Annotated in this window: 15 protein-coding genes; 8 read left to right on the top strand and 7 right to left on the bottom strand. The window is 70.4% G+C overall.

Going from position 1 to position 24,184, the window contains the following annotated elements; translation table 11 throughout:
* Positions 1–9: 9 nt before the first annotated feature.
* Genes ACFVBH_RS39975 through ACFVBH_RS39965 form a run of 3 tightly spaced genes read right to left on the bottom strand, consistent with a single transcriptional unit; the run spans position 10 to position 3,241 of the window.
* On the bottom strand, positions 10–1,416 hold the full coding sequence (locus ACFVBH_RS39975) for a VWA domain-containing protein (RefSeq protein ID WP_379012064.1): 1,407 nt from the start codon (positions 1,414–1,416) through the stop codon (positions 10–12).
* On the bottom strand, positions 1,413–2,789 hold the full coding sequence (locus ACFVBH_RS39970; protein ID WP_379012059.1) for a hypothetical protein: 1,377 nt from the start codon (positions 2,787–2,789) through the stop codon (positions 1,413–1,415). Before ACFVBH_RS39970 ends, ACFVBH_RS39975 begins: the two co-directional genes overlap by 4 nt.
* Positions 2,789–3,241: a hypothetical protein gene (locus ACFVBH_RS39965; RefSeq protein WP_354987964.1), complete on the bottom strand. Its 453-nt coding sequence runs from the start codon at positions 3,239–3,241 to the stop codon at positions 2,789–2,791. Before ACFVBH_RS39965 ends, ACFVBH_RS39970 begins: the two co-directional genes overlap by 1 nt.
* 730 nt (positions 3,242–3,971) lie before the next feature.
* On the opposite strand from ACFVBH_RS39965, the gene ACFVBH_RS39960 reads away from it, so the two are divergent.
* Both ACFVBH_RS39960 and ACFVBH_RS39955 read left to right on the top strand, forming a co-directional pair.
* Positions 3,972–5,762 (top strand): hypothetical protein, encoded by a 1,791-nt coding sequence (locus ACFVBH_RS39960; RefSeq protein WP_354987963.1) that lies wholly within the window; start codon positions 3,972–3,974, stop codon positions 5,760–5,762.
* Positions 5,746–6,354: a class F sortase gene (locus ACFVBH_RS39955; RefSeq protein WP_379012046.1), complete on the top strand. Its 609-nt coding sequence runs from the start codon at positions 5,746–5,748 to the stop codon at positions 6,352–6,354. The genes ACFVBH_RS39960 and ACFVBH_RS39955 overlap by 17 nt, the downstream gene beginning before the upstream one ends.
* Positions 6,355–6,456: 102 nt before the next feature.
* Here ACFVBH_RS39955 and ACFVBH_RS39950 read toward each other — a convergent pair whose 3' ends face one another.
* Positions 6,457–7,284, bottom strand: a complete 828-nt coding sequence (locus ACFVBH_RS39950) for an NADPH-dependent oxidoreductase (RefSeq protein ID WP_379012040.1) — start codon at positions 7,282–7,284, stop codon at positions 6,457–6,459.
* A gap of 191 nt (positions 7,285–7,475) precedes the next feature.
* Positions 7,476–9,686 (bottom strand): RNA polymerase recycling motor ATPase HelR, encoded by a 2,211-nt coding sequence (helR, locus tag ACFVBH_RS39945; RefSeq protein ID WP_379012034.1) that lies wholly within the window; start codon positions 9,684–9,686, stop codon positions 7,476–7,478.
* 313 nt (positions 9,687–9,999) lie between these two features.
* Between helR and dapA the strand changes: the two genes are divergently transcribed.
* Together dapA and ACFVBH_RS39935 are read left to right on the top strand one after the other, a co-directional pair.
* Positions 10,000–10,908, top strand: a complete 909-nt coding sequence (gene dapA / locus ACFVBH_RS39940; protein WP_354987959.1) for a 4-hydroxy-tetrahydrodipicolinate synthase — start codon at positions 10,000–10,002, stop codon at positions 10,906–10,908.
* 141 nt (positions 10,909–11,049) lie between these two features.
* Positions 11,050–11,430 carry a DUF1801 domain-containing protein gene (locus ACFVBH_RS39935; protein WP_354987958.1) on the top strand — a complete coding sequence of 127 codons (381 nt, stop codon included), beginning with the start codon at positions 11,050–11,052 and terminating at the stop codon, positions 11,428–11,430.
* A gap of 24 nt (positions 11,431–11,454) precedes the next feature.
* Here ACFVBH_RS39935 and ACFVBH_RS39930 read toward each other — a convergent pair whose 3' ends face one another.
* The gene (locus tag ACFVBH_RS39930) at positions 11,455–12,162 is read right to left on the bottom strand and encodes a respiratory nitrate reductase subunit gamma (RefSeq protein ID WP_379012021.1); all 708 of its coding nucleotides are present in this window, start codon (positions 12,160–12,162) and stop codon (positions 11,455–11,457) included.
* 140 nt (positions 12,163–12,302) lie between these two features.
* Positions 12,303–13,010 carry a hypothetical protein gene (locus ACFVBH_RS39925; protein ID WP_354987956.1) on the bottom strand — a complete coding sequence of 236 codons (708 nt, stop codon included), beginning with the start codon at positions 13,008–13,010 and terminating at the stop codon, positions 12,303–12,305.
* A gap of 245 nt (positions 13,011–13,255) precedes the next feature.
* Here ACFVBH_RS39925 and ACFVBH_RS39920 point away from each other — a divergent pair, with 245 nt between their 5' ends.
* From ACFVBH_RS39920 to ACFVBH_RS39905, 4 genes are all read left to right on the top strand, one after another.
* Entirely contained in the window at positions 13,256–14,269 is a 1,014-nt protein-coding gene (locus ACFVBH_RS39920) for a FecCD family ABC transporter permease (RefSeq protein ID WP_379012008.1), read from the top strand.
* Positions 14,266–15,315 carry a FecCD family ABC transporter permease gene (locus ACFVBH_RS39915; protein ID WP_379012001.1) on the top strand — a complete coding sequence of 350 codons (1,050 nt, stop codon included), beginning with the start codon at positions 14,266–14,268 and terminating at the stop codon, positions 15,313–15,315. The genes ACFVBH_RS39920 and ACFVBH_RS39915 overlap by 4 nt, the downstream gene beginning before the upstream one ends.
* A gap of 12 nt (positions 15,316–15,327) precedes the next feature.
* Positions 15,328–16,164 (top strand): ABC transporter ATP-binding protein, encoded by an 837-nt coding sequence (locus tag ACFVBH_RS39910; protein WP_379011996.1) that lies wholly within the window; start codon positions 15,328–15,330, stop codon positions 16,162–16,164.
* Between the two features lie 140 nt (positions 16,165–16,304).
* Positions 16,305–24,170: an amino acid adenylation domain-containing protein gene (locus ACFVBH_RS39905; protein WP_379011986.1), complete on the top strand. Its 7,866-nt coding sequence runs from the start codon at positions 16,305–16,307 to the stop codon at positions 24,168–24,170.
* The last annotated feature ends 14 nt before the right edge of the window (positions 24,171–24,184 follow it).

Below are 24,184 nucleotides of genomic sequence, written 5' to 3'. Positions count from 1 at the left end.
GAGTGTCTCCTAGTCGAGAAAGTTCTTGAGCTCGTGCACGAGCTTCTGGATGCGCCCGGAAAGCACCGGGGTGCCGAGCGCCTTGAAGCGCTCACGGAACCACGGATTGACGCTCTGGTGGCCGGAGCTGTTCACCGAGCCGACGGGGATGAGCTTGACCCCCGACCGGTGCACGGCCTCCATGGATTCGAACAGCGGTTGCGAGCGATCGAACTCGTAGAAGTCCGAAATCCACACCAGCACGGTGTTCTTCGGGTCGGTGATCTTGGGCTGCGCCATGGCCATGGCGATCGGCCCGTCGTTGCCGCCGCCGAGATTGGTGCGCAGCAGCACCTCGAACGGATCGTGCACCCACGGCGTCAGATCCAGCGCGCGGGTGTCGTAGGCGATCAGGTGCACGTCCACCTTCGGCAGCCCCGCGAAGATCGAGGCCAGGATGGTGCAGTTCACCATGGAATCGACCATGGAACCGGATTGGTCCACCACCACGATCATCCGCGCGGGCACGGTGCGCTTGGCGGTCTGCCGGTAGTAGAGCCGGTCCACGTACAGCCGCTCGTCGTTCGGATTCCAGTTCGGCAGGTTCTTCCAAATGGTGCGGTCCACATCGAGATTGCGCAGAATGCGCTTGGGCGGAACCGAGCGGTCGACGGTGCCGACGCTGGTCTGCTGCACCTGGGTGCGCAGCACCTCGGCCACCTCGTCGATGTAGCGGCGAATGAGGCGTTTGGCATTGGCCAGCGCCACCCCGGACAGATTGTGCTTGTCCCGCAACAGCTGTTCGATGAGCGACATGCTCGGGGTGAGCTGGGCGGCCAGGTGCGGATCGGCCAGCACTTCCCGCAATCGCATGCGGGAGACCAGTTCTCCTTCGAGTCCGGTCAGCACCCCGTGCACGCTGCCCGCCTCCTCGCCGAGGCAGCGTCGCAGCCAATTGGCGTCGGACTGCCAGCCGGACAGCTGCGTGGCGCTGACCTGTCCGGAACCGGTCGCGAACACATTGAGCAGCAGCTTGGAAACCAATGCGGCGGTGCGGACATCGGCCGCGCCGATGCCGTCGAGCACCGCGGGATTCTCGTCCGCGCCGGCGTCGGCGGCTACGACCGTGGCATCGGCATCGGCATCGGTCTGGACTTCCGTGTCCCCGGCCTTCGCCTCCGTGTCCCCGGCTTCCGCGGCCTCCGCGCTCTCGGTGAAGTCCAGCCCGTCGAACTCGGACCGCATGTCCGGATACCGCTGCACCACATTGTCGATCGAGATCCCCGGATCCAGCACCGCCAGCGGCAGTCCCAGATCGTCGACGATTCCCGCGCTCGCCTGCTCCAGCGTCGGCTGGTTGTCGCCGGCGAAGACACCGGCCAGCAGCCGCCAGTACAGCACCTGGCGGCGCGCCTCATGGTTGGGCTCAGTGGTCATTTGCGCAGCAACCGTCCCGCGCGCTCGCGCAATACCGCCACGGCGTCGCCCGACTTCGCCTGTGCCTTGGCGACTTTCGGATCGGTCGGCCCGAGCGCCCAGTCGCCGTTGTGCAGGGCGGTGAGCACGGTCTTGACCTTGCGCTGCACGGCCAGCGGGCGCACCGACCAGCCGTTCGCGTCCCAGCGCAGCAGACCGATCAGCAGGCTGGAGCCGTTGACCCCGGCCGCGGTGAGCGGTCCCGCGGCGGGCAGCGCGTCCAGGTCCAGCGCGATGCGCTGGTCGCCCGATTCCAGTGCGCCCTCGCGGATCCGGTAGCCCTCGAAGAACACCGGCACGGCGATGTGCACCGGATCGCGATCCAGCGGCGCCACCGCCGCTGCCCGCGCCTGCGGCAATTGCACGGTGGCGGTGACGAACGGGTCGGCCTCGGCGCTCGCCTTGGCTCGATCGTCGTCCCACAGCAGGTCGCCGGTGACGGTCACCGGCATGTCGGTCAGTTCCAGCGCGCGGTGCTCGGCCAGCGCGGTGAGCAACTGCCGATGCGCGCCGAGCAGCTGCCACACGGCCGGCCCCACGATGGTGTCCACCTTGGCGGCGGCCACCGAGACCCGCACCAGGCGGGCCGGTGCGTCCGTGGTTTCCAGGACGCCGTGCACCTGAACCTGCACCGCGGTCCCGTGCTCGTGCACGTCGACCCCCAGCGGCAGTAGACGCCCCGAAACGGATTCGGTGGCAGCGGATTCCGCACCGCGCCAGGACAGCAGCAGGGCGCGCGCCCACAGATCGGCCCAGCGCCGCGCGGGCACCCGGTCCATGGTCGCGACGGGGGCGCAGGCGCTCAGTTCCGCGGTGAAGCCGTCCAGCAGTACGGCCAGGCGGCGCAGCGCCGGCTCGCCCAGCAACGCCTCCACGGTGCGATCCGCGGCCGACACCAGATCGTGGTCCACGCCCCGCCAGCCCGCGATGGCGAGTTCGCCCAGCCAGGCGCGCGAACCCGCGGCCAGCGGATTGGGCGTTCCCGCAACGGCTTCGGCGGTCCACTCGAATCGACTGCGGCCCAGCGCCGCATCGGCCTGCTCGACCAGTGCGTCGTGCACCGCGCCCAGCAGTGCGGCCCGGGCGGCGGCCAGCGCCGACAGTTCGTCGGTACCGATCGCGCCGGCGCTCACCTTGGCGACAGCGCTCGAAACAGGCTCGGCCAGAGGCGATCCCGCGACGGCGCCCGCCAGCGCGGTGAGCGCCGCGTGCTGGGGTTCGGACACCCGGGCGAGTCCATTGACCAGCGCGGCGTCGAAACCGCGCACCGTGTCCAGCGCCGCGGCGACCCCGGCCGGCGCGTCCGCGAGGGTGGACAGTTGTACGGCCTGCATCAGCGACCCACCCCCGCCGGGAACCAGTGCAGCTCCGGAATCGGCGCCGCGCTACCCGGCAGTTCCAGGTAGGTCAGATGCCGCAGAAAGCGGCTGAACACCGCGGCGGCCGGCGCCGGATCACGAGTTCCCTTGATGCAGTTGGCAAGCCGCGCGCCCTCGGGTACCTCGACGCGCAGGAATCGGGCCACCCGATCCTGCCCGTACTGGAGTTCCGCCTCGCTGATGAGCGCATCCAGGTGCTTGCAGGCCCACCCCTGATTCAGCCCGCCGCAGGGTCGGTTGTTGTTGGTGCTGCAGCTGAGCCCGTGCGTCCCCGCGGTCACCGAGGCCACGTACACCCGGGCGATGTCCGAGCCGCTGGACACCACGCCCTGGAGCCTGCCCTCGGCCAGTTCCACGAACGGCACCTTGTTCAGTTTGCGCGGTGCGACAGCGGGCAGAACCCGCACTACAGAAGCATTTTCCCAAGCCGGTTCCTCCGGCGTGGCACTCGTATTCGAGGCCATCGTTCTCCCTCCCGGTCGATCACGATGCGCCCAAGGTATGTGACCCCACCGACAACCCGCGAAGCGGCCGGGAAGTGCGGCGAGACGGTCGATTCCGGGTTCGCGCACGGTCCCGCCCGGTGGGGTGTACAGCTCGGCCGGATGGGGTGCGCGGGCCCGCGCAACCGCGCTCCGCAACCGATGGGCCACTCCGGTTCTCTTTGCTCGCAGGACAATTGTGTGATGCCGGGCCGGTCGTCGCGTCGCGGTCCAACGAGTCCGTGGGATGGGTGTTATCGAGACGCCTATCGAGTTCGGCGATTAGGGGATGTTCGCGAGCGGAGGTTAGGGGCAATAGGGGGATTAGGGGTTCGCTGAACGCCGCGGAAATCATGGTCAACTGACCATCTGAAACGTTTGAAAGTCGGCATTTTCAATATCATATGCGCAGATCAGAGCAATATTATGGGCGCGGAACCCGGGTGATCCGACCGCGACTATCCCGCATTGCGGGAAATCTCCGACACCGTCCGTAACAATTCTTTGCGGAACGACGACACCCATTCAGGCACTTGACGAGTCGCCCGCACGGCGCCGTTGGAACCGTTGTCCACTGTCGATTCTTTGCGTCGGCATCGGGCGGCATTGCTTCCCGCGGTGGCGGAAGCTTATGAACGAGAAGGGTCGATATCTGATGTCGGAGTGTTCAATCGCCAACTCTCGGCGATCTCGACTAACCGCCGCCGGGGCCGTGCTGGCCCTGGCCCTCGCGGTGAGCGGTCCCATCGCGGTCACGGCTTCGGCCGACCCGGCGCCGACGACCTCGGCCGCGCCGGACGTGAATCTGAACGTACCGGTGCCGCCGATCACGGTGCCCTCCGTCGCCGTGCCCGCGGTACCCACCAAGGCCCCCGAGGTCGTGGTGCCGCCGGTCAAGGCGCCCGAGGTGACGGTGCAGGCGCAGGTCCCCGAGGTTTCGGCGCCGACGGTAGCGGCGCCGAACGTACAACTCCCCGTCGTCGACGCGCAGGTGCCCCCGGTTCAGGTCCCGCAGGTTCAGGTCCCCCAGGTGCAGGCGCCGCAGGTGCAGGTCCCGCAGGTGCAGGCGCCCGAAGTGCGTCTGGACGGCGCGGCGCAGGCCGCGGGCAATGCCGCCGCGGGTGTGCAGGCCGACGTGACCGCCTCGCTGTCCCAGGCCGATATCAACGCCCGGACCCAGGCCGAGGTCACCACCAAGGCGACCGCCGATGCCGTGGTGAGCGCCCAGCGCGATCACGACGCCGCCGTCGCGGCCGCCGCGCAGTCCTCCAATGACGCGGCCGCGCAGGCCACCGTCGCCGCGTCGCAGGCGAAAGTCGATGCGGCACAGGCCAGTGCGGCCTCCGCCCAGGCCGATCAGAACCTCGTCGTCGCCGCGCAGACGGTGACCAAACTCCAGGCCGACGCCACCGCGGCGCACGCGGCCGCCGCGGCCGCCAAGACCGCCGCCGCCGATGCCGCCGCGGCCGCCCGCGCCGCCGCCGACAAGGCCACGGCGCTGGAGGCGAAGGCAGCGGCCGCCACCGGCGCGGAGGCCTCGGTGCAGCTCCAGCTCGCCACCCAGGCCCGGCTGGACGCCCAGGCCCTCGCCGATGCCGCCGCCAAGGCGCAGCTGGCCGCGGATGCCGCTGCCCAGTTGGCCAGTGCCACACAGGTTTCCCTCGACGCCGCGCTGGCGCAGAAGCTGGCCTTGGAGAAGGGCGCGGCACAGGCCGCCGCGGCGGCGAACCTCGCGTTGACGACCAAACTGGCCGCCGACGTCACCGCCGCGCAGACCCTCACCTCCACGCTCACCGCGAAGTTGAACGATGCCAAGGCCGGCGCGCAGACGGCCCTGGACGCCGCGCTCGCGGCCCGGCTGGCGGCCGGGGTCCAGGCGGGCGTCGACCTGTCCACCGTGGTCGCCGCGGACGCCCGGATGCAGGCGCTGCTGGACGCGGCCCTGCAGGCCAAGCTCGCCGCCGACGCCGCCGCGGGCGTCGTGACCGGCCTGCAGCTGCAACTGGACACCGCCAATGCGGGCCTCGCCGCCGCATTGGGTGCTCAGGCGGCGTTGACGGCGGCGGCCGCGGCGGCGCTCGCCGCCGGTCTGGCCCTGGTCGTCGGGCTGAACCTGGGTGGCCAGCTGTTCGAGGCCGTCGGCATCACCAAGATCGACTCGACGACCGCGGTCGTCACCGACACCGGCGTCAAGCTGGTCGGAATCTTCGATGACGCGGGTACTTTCACGGTCGTCGACTACTACAGGACCGGCCCGGACGGCGTGGAGACGCTCGCCGGTGGCCTGCCGCCGGTGGAGCTGGCGCTGGGTGACGGTCCCGCGGATGACTCGGGTGTGCCGTTCGCACTGCTGGGCGCGGGGGCGCTCGGTGTGATCGCGGCGGCCGGCGCGGGCGCGCTGGTGATACGGCGCCGGCGCGGCGCGACCGATGACGTCGTTGCCTAGGGCACGGCACTGGCTGGTGGGCGCGGCCGCGATCGCGCTCATCGCCGGCTGCTCGAGTGAACCGGAGGCGCTGCCGCCGCCGGACCGGTCAGCGGTGCCGTCGCATATCGACGCCGTCGCCTCGGACCCGGCCGTCGCGCCCGCCGAGCCGACCGCCATCGAACTGCGCTCCCCGGCCGGGGAGACCTACCTGAGCAGTCCGCTGAACCCGGAGAAGCTCATGCGGGTGGGGCAGCGGCTGAATCCGGTCAACGAACTGCCCGTGTGGTGGGGGGAGAGCGGTCTGCCCGGCACCGACACCAAGGAGACGGTGCTGGTCGCGGGCCACAACTACAGTAGGCGGGTCGCGCCCTTCCGGGCGTTGCGTGTGGTCCAGCCGGGTGACGCGGTGCTGCTGCGCACCCCGAACGGGGTGCTGCGGTACACCGTCGAGCGCACGACCCCGCTGCCCAAGGGCTCGCTGTTGAGTCAGAACGAGTTGCGCGACCACGTGCCGGGCCGGCTGATCCTGGCCAATTGCGATGTCGTGGACGGTGAACCGACGGACAACAACTACCTGGTGATCGCCCAGCTGGATCGGCCCGCGAACTGATCCGGAGCGGCGCGACCACCGGCGCCGCGGGCACCCGGTTTCCTCGTTACGCCGGGTGCCCGCGGCGGTGTTGTGCCGCGGCGGTTTTCGGTGCCGCGGTGTTCAGCGCAGCGGGAAGCCCTGCGCCTCCAGCTGTTCGCGCAGCCGATGGCGGCCGTTGAGGGCGGCGGCGGACCGCAGGCGGCCCAGGACCCGCTCGGTCCAGGAGTGCGCGAGGTTCTGCTCGGCGTAGAACTCCGCGATGCGGGTCTCGTACTCGGCGATGTGGCCGAGTTGACCTGCGGCGTCGTAGGTTTCGGCGTGCAATACCGCGCCCCGGGGCAGGCGCGGCTTGACGCGGGCGTCCTCGGCCGGATCGGGCACGCCGACGACCAGGCCCACGACCGCGAAAACGCCCGGGGGCAGGCCCAATTCGACGGCGACCTGTTCCGGATTGTTGCGGATCGCGCCGATGTACACCGTGCCCAGCCCCAGCGACTCCGCCGCCACCAGCGCGTTCTGGGCGGCCAGCGCCGCGTCCAGGAAGGCGACGTAGCTGGTCTCGAGGTAGTCCGCGCCGGTCAGTTCGGCATCGCGGTCGGCGGCCAACCCGCGCAGGCGAGCCACGTCCGCGGTCCACACCAGCAGGACCGGGGCCTGGCGGATGTGTTCCTGATCCCCGGCCAGCGCGGCCAGCCGCGCCTTGCGCTCGGGATCGCGGACCGCGACCACGCTCCACACCTGCAGGTTCGAGGAGGTCGGTGCGGACTGCGCCGCCGAAATCAGCAGTGCGAGAACATCATCGGATACCGGATCGGGCAGGTACCGGCGCACGGATCGATGCTCGTGCAGGACCTGCAGGACGGGGTTCCACGCCGCCGGGGTGGACGGCGCGGGGTCGCGGTAGCGCTGAGCCACGACCTGATCGGGGGCGGAAACGGTCTGCGTCATGCTCGACATCGTCGCCGTCCCGCCCCGCCGCGTCAGGTATTGCCCGCAGCTCGAGCCGAATCCCGAGCTCCGTCACACTCGCTCTCGGCCCGTAACGGCGGTGTTCCCCGGCGGTGCCGAGGACCAGCCGGCCCATCCGCTCGGACCCGGGCCGCCCGGTAGCGGCGGGCAGCCGCGTCGATTCCGCCGGGTTACCGCACCGATTCCGCCGGGGCGGGTGCCGGCGCCGGGTGCGAAGCGACCGGGGTGAGCCCGGCCAGGACGCGCGGCAGCGGCGCGGTGTGCAGCACGCCGAGGCGCTGAGTGGCGCGGGTCAGCGCGACGTAGAGCTCGGCCGCGCCGCGCGGGCCGTCGGCCAGGATCCGCTCCGGGTTCACCACGAGCACCGCGTCGTATTCGAGGCCCTTGGTCTCCGAGGCCGGGACGGTCCCCGGCACCCCGGGCGGCCCGATCACGATGCTGGTGCCCGGCCTGCCGGCCTCGTCGGCCACGAATTCGGCTATGGCGCCCGGGATCTCGGCATCATCGAGCCGCCGGGACCAGGGCTCTACGCCGCACGAGCGCACCGATTCCGGGGCCCGCACCTCGGGGGCGAACTCGGCCAGCACCGCCGCCGCGACCGCCATGATCTCCGCCGGGGTGCGGTAGTTGACGGTGAGCGAGCGGTAGACCCAGCGGCCGGGCACGTACGGCTCCAGCATCTCACCCCACGCTCTCGCACCCGCCGCCGAACGGCGCTGGGCGAGATCGCCGACGATGGTGAAGGAACGACCGGGGCAGCGGCGCATGAGAACTCGCCAATCCATCGCCGAGAGTTCCTGCGCCTCATCGACCACGATGTGCCGGTACGTCCATTCCCGGTCCGCGGCCGCACGTTCGGCCAGCTCTCGGGTATCGCGTTCGAGGAAGCGATCCGCCAGATCCTCGCCGTAGAGCATGTCCGTGGCGAACAGATGGTCCTCGTCGTCCATCATGTCTTCGCGGCTGACCATGTTCTCCAGCACGGCGGCCGCGTATTCGGCCTCGGCCCGGCGTTCGCGTTCGGCGCTGTCGTCCTTGGGCTTGTCCGGGCCGAGCAGGTCGACCAGCTCGTCGAGCAGGGGGACGTCCGACACCGTCCAGGGCGCGTCCGCGGGCCGTGCCAACGCGGGATCCGCGTCCGCGGCCGCCAGGCGGTCCGGCGACGAATACAGCTGGGACAGCAGTGTTTCCGGCGTCAGCACCGGCCAGAGCTCGTCCACCGCGGCGAGGAACCGCTTGTGTTCGGCGAGTTCGGCGAGCAGATCGGTGCGCATCTGCTCCCAGGCTTCTCGATCGGATCGGGTCAGCCAGCCCTTGCCGATGCGCGCGATGGCCCGCTCGGTCAGTGCCCAGGTGAGGATCTCGAGGAAGACCGCCCGCGCCTCGTTGTGCGGGCGTCCGCTCTCGCGCGCCTCCTGCCGTGCCCACCCGGCGATCTCGGCGTCGATGCGCACGGTGACGTCGGACAGGTCGATGGGCATCGGATCCAGCGGAACCCGCTGCCGGTCCGCGATGGCCGCCGCGAGCACCTCGAGCATGCGCGGGGAACCCTTGTGCCGCGCCGCTTCCGGAGCGTCCTCGGCCGTGGCGCGCAGGCCCGGGAGCAGATCCGCGGTGGTGGTGAACACGACGTTGGTCTCGCCCAGCGACGGCAGCACGCGGCTGATGTGCTGCAGGAACGCCGGATTGGGACCGACCACCAGCACGCCGTGCCGTTCCATCTGCTCGCGCTTGGTGTACAGCAGGTACGCGACGCGGTGCAGCGCCACCACGGTCTTGCCCGTGCCCGGACCGCCCTCGATCACCAGGACGCCCGGGTGGTCCAGTCGAATGATCTCGTCCTGTTCGGACTGGATGGTCGCCACGATGTCGCCCATGCCCGCACCGCGCGGGGCGTTCACCGCCGCCAGCAACGCGGCGTCACCCCGTTCGGCCTCGCCCGGACGCCCCAGCACCTCGTCGGTGAAGTCCGTCACGATGCGCCCGCGCGTGTGGAATTGCCTACGCCGGCGCATGTTCTCGGGCGTCGCGGCGGTCGCGGTGTAGAACGCGCGCGCCGCGGGCGCGCGCCAATCCAGTAGCAGCGGCTCGAACTCGTCGGCCTCGTCCAGAATGCTGACGCGGCCGATGTACGAGCGCTCCCCGGTGATCGCATCCAGCCGCCCGAAGCACAGCCCGTTGTCGGCCACGTCCAGCCGCTTGGCCTGTTTGGCCAGCGCGCGCACCTCGAATTCCCGTTCCATGGGCGATCCGGCCTCGCCCCGCAGGACGGCGGCGTACTGCCCCTTCACCCGCGCGCGCTCGGCGTCGAGGCGCGCGTACAAGTCGGTCACGTACTCGCGTTCGGACCGCAGTTCCTCGTCATATCCCTGCACTGGCATCCATCCCTTGCTGTCCGGGCGGTGGCATCGCGGCCACCACCGTCCCGTCGGCGCGGACCGGACCGCCCATCGGTCTCGGCCCGCGCATCGTGCAACTCCCGTTTTCGCTGGTTCCAGGCTCAGGTCAGCGAGTATGCCCCCGCCCCCGGGCCTTGCCGCAAGCCCGGGGGTGCGCTATAGATTGGAAGGGGAAGAGATGACCGCCCGTTCGGCGCGGACCCACCCCCGGGGTAACGATCATTAAGTTCTGTTTCGCAATACTCGCAAGAAAGCATCGCTGGACCTGATCTATCGTGCCGCGCACCATAGAACCATGACCGCCCCCCAGCACCCCGCTGAGCTGCTGTTCGGCACCAATCTCGTCGCGATGGTGACCCCCATGCAGCCCGGCGGCGCGATCAGCCGACCCGGCCTCGACAACCTCGTCGATCACCTCCTGGCCACCGGATGCGACGGCCTCGTCGTCGGTGGCACCACCGGAGAATCACCCACCCTCACCGACCCCGAATCGGCCGAGCTCGTGCGCGCGGTCCGCGACCGCGCGCAGGGCCGCGCCCGTGTGATAGCGGGCGTCGGCACCTACGACACCGCCTCGAGCGTGCGTCGCGCCCGCGAGGCCGAAGCGGCGGGCGCGGACGCGCTGCTGCTGGTGTGCCCCTACTACTCCCGGCCGCCGCAGGCCGGTGTGGTCAAGCACTGCCTGGCCGTCGCCGACGCCACCGAACTGCCCGTCATGCTCTACGACGTGCCCGCGCGCACCGCCATGGAGATGACCGCGGCCACCATCGTCGAGCTCTCCGAGCACCCGCGGATTCGCGCGGTGAAGGACGCCAAAGGCGATCTGTACGAAGCGATGACGGTGATGAACCGCACCTCGCTGGCCTACTACTGCGGCATCGACGAACTCAATCTGCCGTACCTGGCCGCCGGCGCCGCCGGGGTGCTGAGCGTGGTGGGCAACGCCGTCGCCGACCGCAATGCCGAGCTCATCGCGGCCGTGCGCCGCGGGGATCTGGATTCCGCTCGCGCGCTGCATGTTTCGCTCATCCCCATGATCGACGCGATCATGCGCACCTCGCAGGGCGCGATCATGGCCAAGGCCGCGCTGGCCGAACTCGGCATCATCGAGCACCCGACCGTGCGGCTCCCGCTGGTCGAATCGCCCGAGGAGCACCTGCGCGTGCTCGGGGCGGCCCTGTCCACCATCGGCGTTCGCGTCTGATTCGCCCCGGGTGGACCGGCCTGCCGGTCCACCCGCCCGGCGTCGCTCCCCGGTGGCCGGCCTGCCCGCCGCTGTCGTCGCGACACGCAGTGTGCGCTGGCAATAGCCGATGAAGACCGAGCGGTCGGTGAGAATTCGGGGGTGGTTACCGATGATTCGAATTCGCCGTCACGACTGATCGACGCGCGAATCGAGGAATTGGGGGATTGGCGCGGCGAGACCCTGGCTCGGATTCGCGCCCTCGTGCGGCGCGCCGATCCGGAGATCGTGGAGGAGTGGAAATGGCGGGGCGTTCCGGTCTGGTCGCACGACGGGATGATCTGTACGGGTGAGACCTACAAGGACTATGTGAAGGTCACCTTCGCCAAGGGCGCGTTGCTGCCCGATCCGGCGGGCCTGTTCAATTCCAGCCTGGACGGCAATACCCGCCGCGCCATCGATATTCGCGAGGACGACGCCCTCGACGAGACGGCGTTCAAGGCGTTGATCGGTGCGGCGGTCGCGCTCAACACCGAGCGCTAGTCCCCGTCGCCACACCCGGGGCGATTACTGCCGCGCGGTGAGATCGCGATCGGGCCGCAACTCGCGGCGCGGCGGGACCTGCAGCCGCCGCGCGGCGCGCACGCCCCCGCGCGCCAGCCGCAGCAGCGGCACGGTGAAGATGCCCGCCAGCCGGGTGTACGGCCAGATCGCGATGAGCACCATGACTATCAGCCCGCGGATCTGATACAGCGCGGGCGCGTGCTGCATGACCTCGGGATTCGGCTGCAGGGTGACCAGCGAGCGAATCCAGGTGAAAAGCGTTTCGGCGGTGCGATACCGGTCATCGGTGGAGTTCGGGTCGAACGTGATCAGCACCGCGGTGACCATCGTGCCGACCAGCACCGGCAGCGTGATCCGGTCGACCGGCGTGACCCGGGGCCGGGATTCGGCGGCGATGAGCGGCGGCACCAGAATGAGCCCGGCGCCGACGATGGCCAGCGGGACGGCGATGAACTGCAGGATCATCAGCAGCACGTAGGCGGTGCCCTCGACCCGTGAATGCGGCCCGGAGACGGCCATTTCGATGACGCGCACCGCGGCCAGCAGCGGCACGCCGGTGCGAAAGGCCAAGCTGCCCAGCCATTGCGCCCGGTCGATCCGCGGCCCGTACAGGTAGGCCAGAAAACGATCGCGCCGATAGCGCCAGATATGGCCCGCGACGCAGGAAATCAAAGCGGCACAGGGCAGAAAGACCCATACCAGGTACATCATGGCGTGACTTCCTTGCCCGAGCAGCTACCGCGTTGTCGCATCACTCTCGCACGGACGAGGCTGCCGGGAAAGAGGGCAGCGGGAGTGTCCGCGATGAGCCGGGCCCGGCGGAAAAGCCGGGCCTGACCTTTATGTCTGAGTTACTTGGTCGCCGGGGGAGTGAACGGCTGGTTGATGGTGGTGAAGTACTGCACCGCGGCCAGAATGGCGACCGGTGCGGTGATGAGAATCTGGCCGGCCAGCGTGCCGAGGAAGCCGACCAGGCTCGCGCCGACGATGCAGCCGCCCAGCGGCCCGGCGCCGAACAGGGCCAGCAGCGGGGTGGTCGCGGCGAAGGCGACACCGGCGCCCAGGACGCACCCGACGGCCGCGCCGCCGATGCCGCCGACGACGGTGGCGATGCTGGCGCCGAGGCTGATGGTCGAGCCCAGCCGGCTCCAGGCGGCGACCTCGCGGTCGTACTCGGACTTCCAGGGCGCCTGATTCTCGTAGGGCAGGGCGACCGGCTGGTAGACCGCGTGCGCGAGGTCGAAGCGCGGGGTCAGGGTCGCGGTGCGATCACTGATGTCGGCGGCGATCGGGAAGACGAAATCGTCGACGCGGAACGCGAGTTCGGTGCCCGCCACGGTTGCGCCGTTGGCGGCCTTGACCTTGAAGACGCCGTCCTCGACGACCAGGGAACCCGCGTCGGTGGTGATGACGGTGTTGGTCTCGGTCGTGGTCTGGGTGTAGTTGATTGCCGTCGGATCGGCCGAATCTGCTTGCGGTGCAGCACTACTCACTCCGGTAGTAATCACGGAGGCGGTGCTCAGGGCAGCGGCGAGTAGGGCGACCTTGGTGAATCTCACTGCGGGTGAACCTCTTTCTGTTCCCTCATCAGGGCGTGCTCGGTCGAGCCCCTGCACGGACGCGTTCGATTGCGTTGCGGGGCTAGATATTTCGAGATTGTCCGACCGGATCTCAACACTCGCGCCTGCTGCGAATTTCCTGAGCAGTTGCTGTGAATCGGACGGTTCACACACTAGGGTAGGCAAGCCTTACCTTTCAAGACCTTCGTTACCGTCCCTCACGAACACCCGGAGAGAACGAATACATGGACGAAAGCCCGCGCGCACGGTCCCGGTACTGGCCGGGCTGGCTGCTGACGATGGCGATGCTGGCGGCCGCGTGCCTGCTCAGCCTGCTGATCGGCGCCAAATCGATTCCGGCCGGCGAGGTATGGCAGGCACTGTGGCAGGACGACGGATCGCCGGACCATCTGATCATCACCGGCTACCGGGTGCCGCGCACCCTGCTCGGCCTGCTGGCGGGCCTCGCGCTCGGGGTCGCGGGATGCCTCATGCAGGGTCTGACCCGCAATCCCCTGGCTGATCCGGGCCTGTTGGGCATCAATGCCGGAGCGGCTTTCGCCATCGCGCTCGCCGTCGCTTTTCTCGGTGCGACCGAGATCACCGCGTACGTCTGGTTCGGCTTCGCGGGGGCCGCGGTGGTATCTCTCATGGTTTACCGGCTCGGCACCGCGGGTAGACAGGGCGCGGATCCGATTCGGCTGACCCTGGCCGGGGTCGCGGTCACCGCGGTGCTGACCGGGTTGACCAAGGGTTTGATCCTGTTGAACGCCAGCGCCTTCGAGGAAATGCGGGACTGGGATTCGGGATCGCTCACCGGGCGCGGCTACGACGTCATCGCCGGGGCCGCGCCCTTCATCGGGATCGGGCTGGTGCTGGCGGTGTTCGCCGCCCGCTCGCTCAACGCCCTCGCCCTCGGTGAGGATCTGGCGCACGCGCTGGGCGTGCACGTGGGCAGCACCCGGCTGATCACCGCGACCGCGCTCACCCTGCTGTGCGGCACCGCGACCGCCGCGGTCGGTCCCATCACCTTCATCGGGCTGGCGGTGCCGCATATCGCGCGCTGGCTGGTCGGCCCGGATCAGCGCTGGATCATCGCCTACTCCATGCTGTTCGCGCCGATCCTGGTGCTGGGCTCGGATGTGCTGGGCCGCCTGCTCATCCGGCCCGACGAGGTGCCCGCCGGACTGGTCACCGCGTTCCTGGGCGCGCCCGTGCTGATCTGGCTGGCGCGCCGGGCCCGGGTGGGCGCCGCATGAGTTCGACCGTCGACTTCGGCCGATCGCTGTTGATCGTGCGCACCCGGCGGATCACCGTGCGGGTCGGTACGCGCACCACGGTCGTGTGTGCGGCCCTGGTGTGCGCGGCCCTGCTCATGGGCGTGGTGGCGCTGGGTACCGGCGACTACGCCATCGCGCCCGACCGGGTGGTGCGGGCGCTGTTCGTCGGTGATCACCGCTTCGACCGGCTCGTGGTGTGGGAGTGGCGTTTTCCGCGCGTCATCCTGGCGCTGGTCCTGGGCGCGGCGCTCGGGGTGAGCGGCGCGATCCTGCAATCGGTGACCCGGAATCCGCTGGGCAGTCCCGATATCGTCGGCTTCAACACCGGCGCGTACACCGGGGCGCTGATCGTCATGCTGACCCTGGGCGGCAGCGGATTCCAGACCGCCACCGGGGCTTTCGTCGGTGGTCTGGCCACCGCGCTCGCCATTCAGCTGCTGGCCTTCCGGCACAACGTGTCCGGCTTTCGGCTGATCATCGTCGGTATCGGGGTGAGCGCCATGCTCGCGGCGGTCAACACCTGGCTGATTCTGCGGGCCGACCTGCACGCAGCCATGTCGGCCGCGGCCTGGGGCGCGGGCTCGCTGAACGGGTTGTCCTGGCCGCAGGTTGCGCCCGCGCTGCTCATTCTCGCGGTGCTCGCGCTCGCGCTCGGTCCGGTGGTGCGGTGGCTGCCGGTGCTCGAACTCGGTGACGATCAGGCCAGTTCGTTCGGCGTCCGGGTGGGGCGGGCCCGCATGCTGCTCATCGTGCTGAGCGTGGCGCTCACCGCCGTGGCGACCGCCGTCGCCGGGCCCATCGCGTTCGTGGCGCTGGCCGCACCGCAATTGGGTCGCCGGCTCGCGCGCACCCCGTCGACCGCGCTCGCCCCGGCCGCCGCCATGGGGTCGCTGTTGCTGGTGACCTGCGACTGGATCGCACAGCGCTTGTTCGCGCCCACCCCGCTGCCGGTCGGCGTGGTCACCGTCTCGATCGGCGGGCTGTATCTGGTGTATCTGCTGCTGGCCGAGGCCCGGCGGACTTAGGAGGACGGGACGATGCTCGAAAAACAGGCCGCAGCGGCCGAATCCGGTGACGGCGCGCGATTGCGCGCGGACCGGGTGCGCCTGGGCTATCGGGGGCGCACGATCAGCGATCAACTCTCGGTGGACATTCCGGACGGGGCGTTCACGGTGATCATCGGGCCGAACGCCTGCGGCAAGTCGACCCTGCTGCGCGCGCTGGCCCGGCTGCTCGCGCCCGAGAGCGGCGCGGTGCTGCTGGACGGCAGGGCGATCACCTCGTACCCGGCCAAGGAGGTCGCGCGCCGGATCGGCTTGCTGCCGCAGACTTCCATCGCGCCCGAGGGTATTCGGGTGGCGGATCTGGTGGCGCGCGGGCGGTATCCGCACCAGTCGCTGCTGCGGCAGTGGTCGCGGGCCGATGAGGAGGCGGTGGCCGCCGCGATGGCCGCGACCGGGGTGAGCGAGCTGTCCGCGCGGGCCGTGGACGAGTTGTCCGGTGGGCAGCGGCAGCGGGTGTGGATCGCCATGGTGCTGGCTCAGGACACGCCCGTGGTACTGCTCGACGAGCCGACGACCTATCTCGATATCGCGCACCAGATTCAGTTGCTGGATCTGTGCCGAAAGCTCAATCGAGAGTCGGGGCGGACCGTGGTCGCCGTGCTGCACGACCTGAATCACGCGTTCCGATATGCCGATCACCTGATCGCCATGAAGGACGGGGCGGTGGTCGCCGCGGGATCGCCGCGGCGCATCGTGACCGCCGGCCTGGTGCGTGAGGTCTTCGCGCTCGGCTGCCGGATCATCGATGATCCGGAAACCGGTGCGCCACTGGTGATCCCGTTGGCGGAGAACGCCGCGCAGACCGGATGAGGCGCTGACCGGCGCAAATCGAAGGTTCCCCACGCTAAGTAAACTTAGGCTAACCTACGTTCTGCTGCGTCGGCGTCTCCGGTGGGACCGGATTCGCGCGCCACCGAATTCGAATCTCGTTGTAGGTGAGGGGAGTTGCCGTGTTGCCGTTGACCGGACCACAGCTGGGCATCTGGAACGCACAGCACTTCGATCCCGAGTCGGGCCGCTACCTGGTCGGTGAGGTGCTGGAGATATCCGGAACCGCGCCGATCGGGGTGGATGCGCTGGCAGAAGCCATTCGCCGAACGGTTGCCGAGGCCGAGAACATGCGGCTGCGATTCCGCGACACCCCCGACGGACCGCGGCAATTCGTCGCCGCGGCCGCGGCCGAGCTGCGGCCGATGATCGACCTGCGCGCCGCGGCGGATCCGCAGGCCCTGGCGCACGAGGCGGTGGCGCTGGAACGGCACCGGGCCGCCGAACACTGCCGGGGCATGGTGGACCGGCAGCTGTACAACTACACGATCATCCGGCTGAGCGAGACCGTCGTGTGGTGCGTGCAGCTGTACCACCACCTGATCGTGGACGGGTACAGCGCGGCGCTGCTCTCGCGCCGGGTCGCGGCGCACTACACGGCGCTGCGGCGTGGAACGGACGCGCCCGGAAACACTTTCGGAACGATCGACGCCCTCGTCGCCGAGGAGCGGGAGTATCGCGCCGGCGAACAGTTCGCGCGGGACCGCGAGTTCTGGCGCGCGCAGTTGACGCCCTGGCCCGATCTGGACGGGCGCGGCACGCACGTCGGCGGCGCGGTGGAGCGCACGGTGCGCGCGGAAGCCGTGCTCCCGGCCGAAACCCTTGCCGCACTGCGTGACTGCGCCGAGCGCTACGGAATCACCTGGGCCGACGTGTTCGTCGCCGCCTACGCCGCGTTCCTGAACCGGCACCTGGGCGCCGCCGACGTGGTGATCTCCATGCTGCTCATGGGGCGTGTCGGCCGCGCGGCCCTGACCACCCCGGCGATGGCGGTCAACGTGCTGCCGCTGCGGATTCGGGTCGGCGCGGGCGATCGACTCGACGACCTCGGCCCGCGGGTCGCGGCCACCATGCGCGAGGTACGCGTGCATCAGCGCTACAGCGGAGACGATCTGGCCCGCGATTTCCACGGTCACGGTGCGGGCGAACTGCTGCACGGGGTCGGGGTCAACCTCAAGGTCTTCGACTTCGCCCTGGACTTCGACGGTGCGCAGGGCGTGCTGCGCAACGTGGCCGGCGGCCCGCCCGAAGACCTCGGCCTGACCGTGACCCCGCTGCCCGGCGGCGCCCTGTTGCTCGGCTTCGAATCCGATGCGCGAACCAATGATCCGGCCGCCGTCCGCGCTCGCCTGGACGGTCTGCGCCGGGTGCTGGACGCTTTCACGGGTCCGGAGAAGCCGCCGGTCGGAGCTCTGGAACTGCTGACTCCCCGGCGGCGCGCCGACCTGCTGGCGGCGCGATCCACCCCGGGTCCCGCCACCTCGCCCGAATCGGTCCCCGCGGCCCTCACGCGCCTGGTCGCCACCCACCCCGGCGCGGTTGTTCTCGAAGACGACGAAGTGCGCTGGACCGCAGCGGAATTCGGCGATCGCGTCGCCCGACTCTCCAACCTCTTGCGCGCCCACGGCGCGGGCCCCGAAGTGGTAGTGGGCGTCGCCCTCCCGCGCACCGCTGATTTCGTGGTGGCCCTCTTCGCCATCTGGCGCTCGGGCGGCACCTACCTCCCCCTCGACCCGGAGTACCCGGCCGCTCGCCGCCGCGAGCTGATCGCCGACGCCGCACCACTGCTGGTGCTGGGCACGGCCGCGACAGCCGCCGAGTCAGCGCTCGGGGCGGACGGGCGAAGCGCTTCGGCCTCGACAACGCCGGAACGCGACGTGGTATCGGTCGATTCCGTGTCGTTCATCGTCTCCGTCGGTGCGGCGCGGGTAGTCGACGGCGCGGACGCGGCGGGCTCGGACTCCGCGGTGAGCGGAGCGTGCTCGGCGGATGCCGCGGTCGGGGACGGTGATTCGCCGGTGGATTCGAAGGTCGCTGTGCCGAGCGCACGCGGGACCGCGGGGTCGAGCCCGACGGTGCTCGTTCTCGACGATCCGACGTTCGCCGCCGAGTTGGCGCGCTATCCCGGCGCCGGCGATGACCAGGTGGTGATCGCGCCGAATCAGGGTGCGTATCTGATCTATACGTCCGGGTCCACCGGGCGGCCCAAGGGCGTGCTGGTCGAGCACGGGGCGCTGGCCAATCTACTCGCGGCGCATCGGGGCGGGATGTTCGCGGCCGCGCGGGGGTGTGACCGACCGCTGCGGGTCGCGCACACCACCTCGTTCGCGTTCGACGCCGCGCTGGATCCGCTGCTGTGGCTTGTGGACGGGCATCGGGTTCGGTTGTACGACAGCGTGATTCGGAAGGATCCTGTCGAGCTGGTCGCGGCATTCGAGCGGGACGGGATCGACGTCGTGGACGGGACCCCGGGGTTCGTCGGGGCGTTGCTCGAGCACGGGCTCGCGGATGTCGCGCCGCGGCTGGTGGCGCTCGGGGGCGAGGGGTGCCCGCCGGAGTTGTGGCGCGGGATCCAGGCGGATGGGTTGAACGCCGTCAACCTGTACGGGCCGACCGAGGGCGCGGTGGACGCCACGCGCGCGGCGGTGACCGAGGACGCGCCCGTCATCGGGCAACCGCTGACTGGCGCACGAATCTATCTGCTCGACAACGGTTTACAACTTGTCGACGATGCGCGGGCGGGGGAGTTGTACCTCGCGGGGGCGAACGTCGCGCGCGGCTACCTCGGGCGGCCGGGGGCCACGGCCGAACGGTTCGTGCCCGACCCGTTCGGGCCGCCGGGTGCGCGCATGTATCGCACCGGTGACCGGGCGCGCTGGGTCGCCGGGCGGGGTTACGAATACCTGGGCCGGGTCGACAATCAGGTCAAGATCCGTGGGCACCGGGTCGAGCTGGGCGAGGTCGAAGCCGCGCTCGGCGCGCTGCCGCAGGTGCGGGCGGCCGCCGCGGATATTCGAGAGATCGCGGGCCGGGCCATGCTCATCGGCTACGTGGTGCCGGTGCGGCCCGGCGAGCCGGACGTGCTCGAACTACGTTCGCGGCTGGCCGATTCGGTGCCGGATCACCTGGTGCCCGCGCGGGTCGTCGTGCTCAGCGAGCTGCCGTTCACCGTCAACGGCAAGGTGGATCGCGCCGCGTTGCCGGACCCGGATTCGCTCGCGGCCGGGCGCTCGGCCACCACCCCGGCGGAGATCGCGATATGCGAGATCGTCTCCGCCGCACTGGGCCACGACGCGGTCGGCGTGGACGACGACTTCTTCGGGGTCGGCGGCGACAGCATCACCGCGATCACCGTCAGTAGTCGCCTGCGTGATCGCGGACTACTGCTGACCCCGCAGGAACTGCTGACCCGGCGCGGTCTGGGCGAGCTGGCGCGGTCGGCGACGGCGGCTGACGCGGAAGTTTCGCCACGAGGCGCCGGCGCGTCGACTTCCATTTCGCCGCAGCCGAGTTCGGTGCGGCGGAAGTACATCGCGTCATTCGCGTCGTCGCGGCCATCGGAGCAGGGGAATGTCCACTTTCGGACGGGAATGGAATCGGTTGCGGGATCTGACGTGGATCCGGACCGTCGCGAAAGGGCCGTGCGCGACCTCGCCGCCGGGTGGGTGGGAGATGGCCCTTCCGCCTCGATTGCGCTGTCGCAGCGGCACATCGACGAGCTGACCGCCGAGTACGGGCCGATCGCCGACGTGCTGCCGCTGTCGCCGCTTCAGGAAGGGCTGCTCTATCACGCGCTGCGGGACGGGGAAGCGGACGTCTACACCATGACGGCGCGGTTCGATCTGACTGGACCGGCCGATCCGGAACGGCTGGCGGCGGCGTTCGCGCGGGTGGTCGAGCGGCATCCGAACCTGGGTGCGGCCTTCTGCTACGAACGGTTCGATCAGCCGGTGCAGGTGGTGCCCGTGCATCCGCAGCTACGTTGGCGTACAGCGGATCTGCGTAGCCTGACCCCCGATGCAGCCGAGGCTGAAGCCGCTCGACTCGCACACCGGGCCGGAGCCGAACCTTTCGATATCGCACGGCCGCCGCTGCTGCGGGTGCTGCTGATCCAGCTGACCGACTCCTCGCACCGGCTGATCCTCACCGCCCATCATCTGCTCGCGGACGGCTGGTCGGTTCCGATCATGCTGCGCGAGGCGCTCACGCTGTATCACTCGGGCGTCACCGCCTCGAGTGGTGAAAGACTCGCCACGCCGGGCTATTACGGCGACTACCTGGCTTGGCTCACCGCCCGCGACGCCGCCGGGGCGATCGAACGGTGGCGCGCCTATCTGGACGGCTTGGAAGAGCCGTCGCTGCTCGGTCGTGCGGGACAGCGCTCGGCGGCGGTGGCCCTGCGAGTTCCGCTGCCGGACAATCTGTCCTCGGCCCTGAACGTGCTCGGTCGCGAGCGCGGACTGACCATGAACACCCTGCTGCAAGCGGCGTGGGCCCTGACCCTGGCCGAGCAGCTGGGCCGCAACGACGTGGTGTTCGGCACCGTGGTGTCGGGCCGACCGGCGGAGCTGCCGCGTGTCGAGTCCACCGTCGGGCTGTTCAGCAACACGGTTCCGGTTCGGCTGCACTGGGATTCGGATCGGCCGCCCGTCGATCAGCTCGCGGAGTTCCAGCGGGACAGCTTCGATATGCAGGCCCTGGGCCATCTCGGCCTGGCCACCCTCGAGCGCGCCGCCGGGCTCGGGCAGCTCTTCGACAGCCTCGTGGTCTTCCAGAACTTCCCGAAAACCGGTCTGCGCCAGCCGGAATACCACGATCTGCGGGTCGCCGACGTCGCCGTGCACAGCCTCACGCACTACCCCGTGATCGTGACCGCGCTGCCCGGTGACGGCTTCGACCTGATGCTGCACCACGATCCCGCGGCGGTACCCGGATCCCTGGCAACCCATCTGGCGCGCAGGCTCGGCGATATGCTCGCCGCCCTGGTCGCGGATCCCGCCCCGACGGTCGCCTCGATCCTGGAAGCCGCCCCCGCCCGGGACACCCGCGGCTCGACCCTGGCCTGCTGGGAATCCACGACCCCGCTCGATCCGAACGCCCCGGCCGTGACGGCCGGGGAACTCACCCTGAACTACGGCGAGTTCCACGCCAGGGTCAATCGCGCGGCGCGCTGGCTCATCTCGCGTGGCATCGCCCCCGAGACGGTCGTCGTGGTCGCCATGGAACGCGGCATCGATTCGGTGATCGCCGCGCACGCCATCAGCCGCTCCGGCGGGGTCTACCTGCCGATCGACCACACACAACCGGCCGACCGACTGGATCGCGTGCTCGAAACCGCCGCTCCGGCACTGGTTCTCACCCGCGCCGCGGACGGCTTCACCACCGAGCGGGCCCCGGTCACCGACCTGGACACCGTCGACACCACCGGATTCTCCGCCACCCCGATCACCGATGCCGACCGGCTCGCCCCGCTGCACGCCGGCAATGCCGCCTACCTGCTGTTCACCTCGGGCTCCACCGGGGTGCCCAAGGGCGTCACCGTCAGCCATGCCGCCATCGTGAACACCTTCGAATGGTTGCAGCGCCAGCAGCGTTTCGGCGCGGGCGACACCGTCCTGTACCGGACCCCGCCCACGTTCGACGCCTCGCTCCTCGAGCTCTACCTCCCCCTGCTCGTGGGTGCGCGCATCGTGCTGACCCGCCCCGACGGGCACCGCGACCCGTACTACCAGGCCGGACTCATTCGCGATGAACGGGTGAACGCCATTCAGATGACGACCTCCATGCTCACGGTGCTGAGCGAGGAAGCCGACCTGTCCGGCGCGACAGCGCTGCGCAGCGTCTGGACCGGCGGCGAAGCGCTCCCGCCCGCCACCGCCCACCGCATGCGTGAGCTGACCGGCACCCGCGTGTTCAACCTGTACGGTCCCACCGAGGCCGCCGTCTGCATCACCCATCACGAAACCACCGACGCCGACACCGATTCCGTCCCCATCGGTCTCCCGGCGACCGGGGCCGGGGTCCGCGTCCTCGACGAGACGCTCCGTCCGGTCCCGCCGAACACCCTCGGCGATCTCTACCTCACCGGTGTGCAATTGGCCCGCGGCTACCTCGCCCGCCCCGGCCTGACCGCGACGACGTTCGTCGCCGATCCCGGCGGCGCCGGCGAACGCATGTACCGCACCGGCGATCTGGTGAAATGGGGCCCGCACGGCGAACTCGACTACCTCGGCCGGGTCGACACCCAGATCAAACTCCGCGGCCAGCGCATAGAACTCGGCGATATCGAGTCCGCCCTCCTGCGCTGCCCCGGGGTGGCCCAGGCCGTGGTCCTGCTCCGCGAGGACACCCCCGGCGACCAACGCCTGGTCGCCTACCTGATCCCCGCCGCGGCGACAACTCTCGACACCGGCGAGGTGACCGCCGGCCTGCGCGCCGCGATCCCCGCCTACATGGTCCCCGCGGCGTTCGTCGTCCTGGACAAGATCCCCCGGACCGCCAGCGAGAAGATCGACCGCAAGGCCCTGCCCGCACCGAACGTCTCGGCCGGCCCGCGCCCGGCCTCGGAACCGACGGACTCGACCCCGACCCGGCGGCCGGCCGATGCGACGCCGAATTCGATTGCACTGGAGCCCGATGCGGCCTCCGGCTCCTTTGCCGCCGCCATTTCCGGGCCGGACGATTCACGTTCGGGCCGACCGGCCATGCCCGGCGCGGCCGGTGTCGTCGCGCGGGCCGGCTTCCGGTCGGCGGGCGCGCGGTCCCGCCCAGCGGAGTCGAGTCTCACGCGGCCCGACAGCGCGCTTCCCGCCGGCCGGCCTGCCGACGGCCCTCCGGTCACCAGCACTCGGACGTTCTCAGCCGACTCGCCCGCCCGCGGGCCGGTCGCACCGGGATCGGCTGCCTCGCCGAGCCCCGCTGTCATCAGCGCCGCCATGGCGGCTGTGCTCTCGGTCCCCGACCTGGCGCCGGACGCGGACTTCTTCGCTGTCGGCGGACATTCGCTCACCGCCGTCCGGCTGACGGGCAGACTCCGGCGCTCGGGGCTGGACGTCGTTCTCGACGACATCTTCGCGGCCCCGACCGCCCGCGCACTGGCGGCGTTGCTCGCGGGCCGGAACGGGCCGGGTGAGAACGACCGGGAAATCGGTGATGCGCTGCATTCCGCGTCATTTACGCAGCCGCACAACGGATCTCACGGGGCTGCGCCCGACGACGAGCCACGTGGTGTCACACCGACATCCGCCGACGCCGGTCTCGCAATGCTCGGCAGCCGCCTCGACCACGTGCTCGAGCTGCGCCGGGACGGCGGGGCCGCGCCGCTGTTCTGCATACACCCCGTGGGCGGCACCGCCTGGCAGTTCGGGCCACTGGCCCGGCTGCTGCGGGGCGACCGCCCGATCATCGGTGTGCAGTCACCGGCGCTGCGGGACAACCGGTTCCAGGTGGGCACCCTCGACGATCTGGCCCGGCACTATCTCGCATCCATCCGCCGCATCCAGCCGCACGGGCCCTACCACCTGCTGGGCTACTCCCTCGGCGGCGTCATCGCGCACGCCGTCGCCGCGTTGCTCGAGCAGGCGGGGGAGACCATCGCCTACGTCGGTCTGATCGACTCCCATCCGCTGGCGAACCTGGTCGACCAGGCCACCCGCGCACTGGCGGATCCGGACGAGCTGGATCGGCTGCTTCCCGAACTGCCCGAGGACGCACCGGAACTCACACGGGCCATCCGCACCGCCGCCACCGGGCTGCTCGGCATGGTCACCCGATCCACCGCCCCGCACTACGGCGGCCCGATGGCCCTGTACGCGGCGGACACCGGGTCCGAGCCCGCCCGCACCGACGCCCAGATCGCCGGCTGGCGGGACAGCGGCGCGCACGTCACCGTGCGCCGCCTGCCCTATTCGCACTTCGACATCGTGTCCCCCGCCGGGTGGGCCGAGGTCGCCGCGCTGCTCGACGCCGCTCCGGCGCTTCGACGCTGAATCCATCCCCGAGT

Source organism: Nocardia sp. NPDC057668 (assembly GCF_042799795.1).
GTDB lineage: Bacteria > Actinomycetota > Actinomycetes > Mycobacteriales > Mycobacteriaceae > Nocardia.
This window is presented reverse-complemented; position numbering and strand designations above follow the sequence as displayed.

Coding starts and splice junctions, on each gene's coding strand:
- ACFVBH_RS39910 (WP_379011996.1), top strand. CDS start 15,328: ATGCTCGAAAAACAGGCCGCAGCGGCCGAATCCGGTGACGGCGCGCGA.
- ACFVBH_RS39920 (WP_379012008.1), top strand. CDS start 13,256: ATGGACGAAAGCCCGCGCGCACGGTCCCGGTACTGGCCGGGCTGGCTG.
- ACFVBH_RS39950 (WP_379012040.1), bottom strand. CDS start 7,284: ATGACGCAGACCGTTTCCGCCCCCGATCAGGTCGTGGCTCAGCGCTAC.
- helR (WP_379012034.1), bottom strand. CDS start 9,686: ATGCCAGTGCAGGGATATGACGAGGAACTGCGGTCCGAACGCGAGTAC.
- ACFVBH_RS39970 (WP_379012059.1), bottom strand. CDS start 2,789: ATGCAGGCCGTACAACTGTCCACCCTCGCGGACGCGCCGGCCGGGGTC.
- ACFVBH_RS39955 (WP_379012046.1), top strand. CDS start 5,746: ATGACGTCGTTGCCTAGGGCACGGCACTGGCTGGTGGGCGCGGCCGCG.
- ACFVBH_RS39915 (WP_379012001.1), top strand. CDS start 14,266: ATGAGTTCGACCGTCGACTTCGGCCGATCGCTGTTGATCGTGCGCACC.
- ACFVBH_RS39960 (WP_354987963.1), top strand. CDS start 3,972: ATGTCGGAGTGTTCAATCGCCAACTCTCGGCGATCTCGACTAACCGCC.
- ACFVBH_RS39930 (WP_379012021.1), bottom strand. CDS start 12,162: ATGATGTACCTGGTATGGGTCTTTCTGCCCTGTGCCGCTTTGATTTCC.
- dapA (WP_354987959.1), top strand. CDS start 10,000: ATGACCGCCCCCCAGCACCCCGCTGAGCTGCTGTTCGGCACCAATCTC.
- ACFVBH_RS39975 (WP_379012064.1), bottom strand. CDS start 1,416: ATGACCACTGAGCCCAACCATGAGGCGCGCCGCCAGGTGCTGTACTGG.